Origin of the sequence: Microcoleus sp. Pol7_A1 (assembly GCF_036701085.1) — a bacterium.
Taxonomy (GTDB): domain Bacteria; phylum Cyanobacteriota; class Cyanobacteriia; order Cyanobacteriales; family Microcoleaceae; genus Microcoleus; species Microcoleus asticus.
Genome location: NZ_JAUBQD010000008.1, coordinates 91,910 through 100,129, shown reverse-complemented (window position 1 = coordinate 100,129; position 8,220 = coordinate 91,910). Strand labels below are relative to the sequence as shown.

The following is an 8,220-nucleotide window of genomic DNA, read 5'->3' as shown; positions in this document are numbered from 1 at the left end:
CCCTGCACCTGCGATCGAAAGCAAAAAATTTTGACCTAAATTAAATTTATAACTTTAGAGGCTTGACAAATTAGGTTCAATTGTGATTAAAACTCAGGCTTAATGAAGCAGCTAGTTACTGAACTTGAGATTTGAGGAGATACTGTTAAGGGCGATCGTCCCTGCACCTGCGATCGAAAGCAAAAAATTTTGACCTAAATTAAATTTATAACTTTAGAGGCTTGACAAATTAGGTTAATTTTAATTGACACTCATACTTGCTGTTAGCAGACTCAGGCAGAGGTCGGGTTTTTTTACAACAAGCATTTTTTAGGAGTGAGAGGGAGACGGTCGCAGACGGACAGTAAGTGCAAAACTGAGATGCTCCCGGTTTTTTTGTGCTGAGATACTTGATTGGTAATTGGTAAGCAAGTTTGAGGCATTACGCACCCTACGAACTAACTTGAAAAAAACATTTTTCGCCCGGATGCTACGATCGCTCGAATGCCAGAAAATTGATTTGTAGTTACGACATCCGTCATCGCGGAGTCAATCTAAAATCTAAAATCTAAAATCTAAAATCGTTCGATCGCGCCCCCAAACTTTGCACCACCGCGACCAACTCAACAGGCACGATCGGCTTGGACACGTAAATTTGAAAACCTTGCTGCAGCGCCCGTACCCGTTCCTCTACCCTACTAACCGCCGTAAACGCCAACGCCGGAATTTCCCTGTCCGCCACGAGCGATCGCACTTGCGGGAGCAGAGCCTCTCCATCAGGGGCCTGCATCTCCATATCGATCGCCAACACATCCGGATTCAGCCTTTCAATCGCCTCCAGGGCTTCCATTCCCGAGCTAGCGGTCTCCACCAGGGCCCCGCAATCTTCGAGCACTGTACAAGCCAAATCCAGGCAATCCGCGTCGGTATCGACCACCAACACCCGCAATCCAGAAAGATTGCTGCTGACAAAAGACTTATTTACAGGGGCTCGCGCCTTGCTGTGAGGAACCACAAACTCCTCTGGCCCGGAAACAGAAAATCCGCAGTCGCCATTTGGCTGTTTAATTGGCAATCTCACCAAAAAGCTCGCTCCTTTTCCCTTCCCGGCCGATTCCGCTTGCACCGTCCCCCCGTGCATTTCCACAAAATGGCGCACTAGGGCCAAACCCAAACCCAATCCGTTGTACGATCGCTTTGTAGAACTGTCAGCTTGGCTGAACCGATCGAAAACGTGGGGCAAAAACTCTTCCGCAATCCCTTGTCCGGTGTCGCTGACCTCAATTTCCACACTAGCGAGCGACAAATTTGTACAGCAAGCGGAGTCCTCAGGGGCGAGCGTCCCCTCCAGCTTCCGCACCGCCACCCTCACCTGTCCGCCATCGGGAGTAAACTTAATCGCATTCGACAGCAAATTCCACGCTACCTGTTGCAAGCGGCCGGAATCGCCAAAAATCCGCCCCGCAGTTGTGTCGAAATCCATCACAATTTCAATATTTTTTGCTCCAATCGCGGGTGCGAGAGTATGGAGCGCAGACTCAACAGTCGAAATCAAATCCACTGACCGCAAATTCAGCGACAGTTTGCCGGTAATAATCTGCGACACGTCCAACAAATCCTCGATCAGAGTTGCCAGCGATCGCGTATTGCGGTCGATCGTTTCCAGAGCCCGAACAGTGGTTTTTTCGTCAAACTTGCGGTTGCGCAGCAGTTGCGCCCATCCCAGCATCGCATTGAGCGGCGTTCGCAATTCGTGCGACAAAGTTCCCAGAAATTCATCTTTAATCCGGTTCGCCCGCGCCAGTTCCTGGGCTCGAGCTTGCAGTTCTCTTTCCAATTGTTTGCCAACGGTCAAATCGAGAATAAAAGCCACAGATTCTTGCCGCTTTTTTGCCAGCAAAACATATCCGATCAACACCGGAATCCGGCTGCCGTCTCTCCTCCAAAATTCCTTTTCGTAGGGAGTGCAAGCCCCCGTTGCTTGTGCCTCTGCAATCCCCTTCTCGTCGAGAGAGAGGTACTCCGGCGGCGTGATGTCAATCCAGTTTAATTCCCCGCGCTGCAAGTTTTCCCGCGTGTAACCAACTATCCGCAAAAATTCATCGTTAGCCTCCACGATATTGCCGTTAACATCTCCGAAGATAATTCCCATCAAGTTAGCTTCGGCCAACATTTTCAGCTTTTCTTCGCTAGCTTTGAGTGCAGCTTCTGCTTGCTTGCGATCGCTAACGTCTTGGATGTAAGCCGACAAACCAGAATCGGAAGGATAAAAACGCACCTTCAACCACTTATTCCATAACGGCACGAATTCTTCATACTCGACCGTTACCTTTTCTGCTAATGCTTTGCCAGCCATTTTGTTAAACGGTAAATCGATAGCCCAGGGAAATATCTCCCAAACATTTTTACCGATCAGTTCGGCTTCTGACTTGCCTAAAAGCTCCAGAGCTTTCTGGTTGACATAGGTGTAGTTCCCCTTTAAATCGACCGCGATAAAAGCGTCGGTAATGCTTTCGAGAATGTTAGTAATTCGATCGTTTGCCGATTGCAGCGCTTTAGCTGTTTCTTCTGCTTGCTGGCGAGCTGCTTGTTCGCGCGACAAAGCGGCAGCGCGTTCTTGTTCTGCAAGTTTTCGATCGCTAATATCGATGTAAGAACCGATGTAACCTGCAAAAGTGCGATCGGGCCTGTACCTAGGTACGCCCGTACCCAAAACCCAGCGGTATTCCCCGTCATAGCGCCTCATGCGGCATTCGATCCGGTACTCGGTGCGATCGTCGAAAGCTCTCCGGTAAATATCCCGACATTCTGGCAAGTCATCGGGGTGCAAGCTTTCCATCCAACCAGTGTCCCTTTCTTGCGCCAAAGTTCTACCGGTAAACTTCAGCCATCCTTTGTTAAAGTAATCGCCAAGTTGGTCAGTGTCCGACATCCAAATCATCACCGGCGCGGTATCTGCCATAATCCGAAATCGAGCTTCGCTCTCCTGCTGCTGTGCTTCGGCTTGCTTGCGGTCGTTCCGTTCTTGAACTTCCCGCAGGGCCCGCTGAATCGACGGCACCAAGCGTATCAAACGGCGTTTGAGAACATAATCGGTAGCGCCGCTTTTCAAAGTTTCGATCGCCACTTCCTCGCCCAAAGTAGCCGACACAAAAATAAACGGCACTCCCGGACAAGTAGCGTGGGCGATTTCCAGCGCTTCTTCTCCGCTAAAACAAGGCAACATATAATCTGCCAAAATAATGTCAAAATAGTGTTTTTCCAGCGCGGTGGCAAAGTCTTCCCGAGTTTCCACACACAGCAGAGAAAATTCGATTCCGCCATCTATTAGATATGCCTCAATCAGTTCGGCATCTAGGGGACTGTCTTCTACTAAGAGGATATTGAGCTTTTTCACAAAAATTCCTTTTATTTACTTAAATATTAGTTCTCACACAACCTCATCTGGTAGCTACTTGTTAAGTGCGATCCACAAAAATATTGCGTGTTAAATTGCATAAAAAATGTAAAAATCCATTGTTTCATCAGTTAAGCATTCACATTTCAATCATAACTTCTAATCAAGTCTTTTGCTACTTGCAGCAAGGTTAATCTCCGGTCTAACTTGATTGCCTAGCGCCCTTGCTTTTCCTTAACTTTCACCTGCTTTCAATCACTCCACACCGCTGTGGCCTTGCTTCTTGCCAGCAGTTTAACCGTACCCTGTAAAACAAATAGTCTCGCTCTTACTGCTAGAAACAACTAGCTATTTAGTAATTTATCTCGCTTACTGCTAACTACTGCTACCTCGTTTGGCAGATTATTTTTTTTGTAGTGAGTCCCGAGTTACTTCTAAATTGCTTTGCCACTCCTCTAAAGCTTAAATTCGCTTTAATTTTGCCCTTATATCCTTAATTTCGATCGATCCCTTCAAAAAAGTGAAAGTTGCTGGTGTGTCTGCTTTACTTTTTGCCGGATTTGCCTACAATGCAACAGTTGAAACCGGGCGAACATTTGGCTTGTCGATCGCCTTCGTTCCTCAAAAATCACTCTTTGTATAGTGAAAATTGTACTCGCCCTGCATCTGTCCAAAGATATATTATTGGATAAACATTAAACTCAACCTGCATAGATTCCGCTGAATTCGGTAGAAAGAAGTGTTACCCGGCATAAAATATGAGAAAGCTCGATCGAGCAATTAATTTCCGACACCAATCACAGAAAATTTCCTCTGGACTCGCTACACTTGCACACCCAGGTAGCCTCTGACCGATCGGCTTATTGGTTGAGCCAGAGCCAAACTGTCTTAAAATATACAATACGGTGAGCTGCTGCACAGCCCGCATATATTAAAAGCAAGCGCCAACTTGCAATAATTCTTTAAAATATAGGTACAGCACCGGCGATCCTGAACTCTTCCCCGTCAGAAAGGGTAGGGTTTCGCACAATTGAAGACGATCGTCTATGGTGACTTGCAGTAAAGCCCGTGCAGTTGCTTTAGTCTCAGGTTTATTCAGGTTATTGGCAACCAGTTACGAGGAGATTTGACCCGCCGTGCTCCAACGCATCAAACAAGACTTAAAAAACGACCTGATCGCAGGCCTACTGGTAGTGATACCGTTAGCTACCACCATCTGGCTGACAATTACCGTCGCCAGTTGGGTCATCAATTTTCTCACCAAAATTCCCAAGCAGATCAACCCTTTTGACGGACTCCACCCGATTTTGGTGAATCTGCTAAATCTATTAGTAGGGCTGGCTGTACCCCTGCTGAGCATCTTAGTCATCGGTTTAATGGCCCGCAACATTTTCGGCAAGTGGCTGCTAGACTTTGGCGAACGGCTGCTGCAGGCGATTCCCCTAGCCGGTTCGGTTTACAAAACTCTCAAACAACTGCTGGGAACCATCCTCAACTCAAACGACAAATTTCGCCGCGTGGTGTTAGTGGAATATCCCCGGCGGGGAATCTGGACTTTAGCATTTGTGACCGGTACGATCGAGACTAACGATATTCCGCCTCACCTGTCCGGCGAAACCCCGATCGGCATTTTCATCCCTACCACTCCCAACCCCACCACCGGATGGTACGCTATAGTCCCGGAGGCAGATTTAGTCAATTTGTCAATGTCGATCGAAGATGCCTTTAAAGTCATCATCTCCGGCGGCATCGTCAACCCCAGCAACTCAGTTCCAGTACCCCCCGAAAACATTAAGGGCAAAACACTCGAACCCTTGGTATCCGAATCAAGATACCAGGCTGTCCCAGTCGAAGAAGACTAAACCAAGACATCTTTATTCGCCCGTAAAGCCGTGTAAACTTTCCCCATAGCAGAAAATATTTGGACAAAACCAGCCCAAACCGAGACAGCCTACATTCAGAAACCCGGTTTCGAGCATAAATCTGGGGTTTGACAGCGAAGTATCTGTAAACAACCCGCCGCTGGCGAGTCAGAGGGCTGGTCTTGTACCGCTTTTAGTTTAGTTTTCTGCTAAAGTCCAAGTCGGCGCGCGATCGAAAAACTTCCTAAATTCTCAATTCCTATCTAAAAACTATGAAAAAAGCCCGCGAAACAGCACGCGAACTCGCACTTCTCGGCATCAGCCAACTGCCGACGAATCCAGAACTCTTAGAAGCCAAGAAACTGCAAGATGTTCTCCTCGCAGCTATCCGCGCCCTGACAACAGAAGTTCAAGAAGCCCTAGAAACAGCAGCATCCGAAGTGCAGCGGAGTAGCGACAAACTGCTTGCCAGCGAAATCCGCGCTGCCGATATACAAAGTGCTAGAGCAATGGTACGGGAAGCAGTCGAACTCACCCAAACCGCCATCAACCGTCTCGGTTCAGCAATGGAGTTTCCAGAACTGATCCAGCTAGCCAACCAGCAAGATGTCCGCACCTATGCTTTGCAAATCCTGACAAAAGTCAGCGCCAACCGCGTTCAAATTGACGAATTGCTCTCGGAAGCGCTGGTAGACTGGCAAATAGAACGCTTGGCCAGGATCGATCGAGATATCATGAGAATCGCGATCGCCGAAATCCTATATCTCGGCCTAGCCGAACAAGTCAGCGTCAGCGAAGCCGTCCAACTCGCAAAACGCTACAGCGGTGACGAAGGACATCGCTTCATCAACGGAGTCCTCCGCCGAGTAGTCGATAAAATCAATGCAGAAGTTGTTAGTCCGTAGTCCTCAATCATCAGTCAATAGTCTGTAGGGTGCCCTTCCGGCCGCGCACCTTACTTACCCCGCAGTCTGTAGGGTGCCCTTCCGGCCGCGCACCTTACCCAGAGTCATGAGCAATCGGCAATCACACCAATCAGCAATCGGCAATCGGCTCTAAACTAGGGACTGATAACTATATTCGCAATTTCCTATGGTATTTAATTGGTTTCGTCGCCAGTACAGCGAAAGCAAATCTTCTGAAACAGAGGCAACCCCCGAACAGCCGCCAGATGAGCCGGCAAAATCGGCATCGGTTGAGCCTCAAACAGATGCAACAGACGAAAGCTCTCCTGCTGTAGCCGAAGATTATCTCAACTGGGCCAAAGCTGCTTACAAAAATATTCAAAAACAGCAAAAACCAGAAACAGAAGTTTCCGAGACAGCAGCGCCCGAGGTTCCAACAGCCGAAACAGAAATCGCGACAGTTCCAGAAGTTGCAGAAGCGGCGACTGTGGAAACAACCGAGGCTCACGAACTCGAACCAGCACCCACAGCACCAACTGTTGCAGAAGTTCCAGAAGTTGCAGAAGCCGCAGCACTTGAAGCTACCGAGGCGGTAGAAATCGATGCAGCTAACCCAGTAGAAATTGCCGAAACTCTGCAACAAACAGCCGGGGCGATCGATATTGCACCTATTGCTCAAAAATTAGAAGTTACAGCAGAAAATATAGAAATTGCCGAACCTGCAACGGAGGTTGTAGAAACCGAATCACTCGTATCTGAGGGCGAAGCAGCGGAAGCCCTGCCGTTTTGGGTAAGAGCTCAGGCCGATCGGATGGAGCGCATCGAACGCCTCAAAGAAACCGCAATTGAAGAACCAGAGGCAATTGCAGCCGCCGCCGAGAGAGCGGCAATTATCGAAGAAATTCCCGGTTTCGCCTTTGACGAAGGCTTCCTGTGGTCTTCAGAAATCTTAGCCAGTCAAGGCCGCCGGCCAGATCAAGTATCCGTTGAAGAAATCACTTGGCTGCAAAAACTGCGGAAAGGCTTAGAAAGAACTCGCCGCAGCTTAATTAATCGACTAAAGGCGATCGTCGGTCAAGGCCCGCTCAATCAAGATGCGGTAGCGGAAATTGAGACTTTGCTGCTGCAAGCCGATGTCGGAGTCGCAGCCACCGACATCATTATCAGTCGCCTCCAAGAAAGACTAAAACAAGAAGTGCTACCGCCAGAACAGGCTCTAGCCTACCTCAAAAGCATCCTGCGCGATATTCTCGACGCTCCCTGTGCCGAAACAGCCGCAGGCAATCCCGCCTACAGTCTGACATTTGCCCCGGAAAAAGACACCTTCAACATCTGGTTGATCGTAGGAGTCAACGGTGCGGGCAAAACTACGACCATCGGCAAACTTGCCCACATTGCCCAAAAATCAGGCTACAAAACCCTAATTGCCGCCGCCGACACTTTCCGCGCCGCAGCCGTCGAACAAGTGAAAGTTTGGGGTTCCCGCAGCGGTGTCGAAATTATTGCCAACCCAGGGAAAAATACCGATCCGGCTGCTGTCGTCTTTGATGCGATCGCCGCCGCCAGCGCCCGAGGCACTGAACTGCTGATCGTAGACACCGCAGGCCGCCTGCAAAACAAAAAAAATCTGATGGACGAATTAAGTAAAATCCGTCGCATAGTAGATAAGAAAGCCCCAGGCGCTACCGTAGAATCTCTACTGGTCTTGGATGCAACACTGGGTCAAAATGGTTTGCGACAGGCAGAAGTATTCGCAGAATCTGCAAAATTAAGCGGAGTAGTATTGACAAAGCTCGACGGTTCTGCTAAAGGTGGTGTTGCCCTAGCAGTAGTGCAGCAGCTTGGTCTGCCAATCCGCTTTATTGGAGTAGGGGAAAGCATCGAAGACTTGCGTCCGTTTTCTAGTTACGAATTTGTGGAAGCCCTACTCGATTTTAGATTTTAGATTTTAGATTGATGAGGCATTGGCCAGCCGCGCCCATTTTTTGGAGGCGGACACAGAGCTTCAAAATCTCAAATTATTAACCTCAAACTAGCATCGCAGGACTTGCGCCGATCGCCGCGAGCGATCGAGTGA

The 8,220-nt window shown here is 48.7% G+C and carries 4 protein-coding genes; 3 read left to right on the top strand and 1 reads right to left on the bottom strand.

All coding sequences use genetic code 11. The annotated features are described in order from the left end of the window. Positions 1-547: 547 nt before the first annotated feature. On the bottom strand, positions 548-3,376 hold the full coding sequence (locus tag QUA20_RS07510; RefSeq protein ID WP_333187177.1) for a PAS domain S-box protein: 2,829 nt from the start codon (positions 3,374-3,376) through the stop codon (positions 548-550). Positions 3,377-4,512: 1,136 nt separating this feature from the next. Here QUA20_RS07510 and QUA20_RS07505 point away from each other — a divergent pair. The 3 genes from QUA20_RS07505 to ftsY all read left to right on the top strand — a co-directional run bounded on the left by QUA20_RS07505 (position 4,513) and on the right by ftsY (position 8,088). Then, positions 4,513-5,238, top strand: coding sequence for a DUF502 domain-containing protein (locus QUA20_RS07505; protein WP_172185908.1), 726 nt, complete (start codon positions 4,513-4,515; stop codon positions 5,236-5,238). Between the two features lie 272 nt (positions 5,239-5,510). Further along, a complete protein-coding gene (nusB, locus tag QUA20_RS07500) occupies positions 5,511-6,143 on the top strand; it encodes a transcription antitermination factor NusB (protein ID WP_333187174.1) in 633 nt (210 codons plus the stop codon). Positions 6,144-6,330: 187 nt separating this feature from the next. After that, a complete protein-coding gene (gene ftsY / locus QUA20_RS07495; RefSeq protein WP_333187171.1) occupies positions 6,331-8,088 on the top strand; it encodes a signal recognition particle-docking protein FtsY in 1,758 nt (585 codons plus the stop codon). Positions 8,089-8,220 lie beyond the last annotated feature (132 nt).

Excerpts from the sequence above, each read along its gene's own strand:
- ftsY (WP_333187171.1), top strand. The coding sequence starts at position 6,331 with ATGGTATTTAATTGGTTTCGTCGCCAGTACAGCGAAAGCAAATCTTCT.
- nusB (WP_333187174.1), top strand. The coding sequence starts at position 5,511 with ATGAAAAAAGCCCGCGAAACAGCACGCGAACTCGCACTTCTCGGCATC.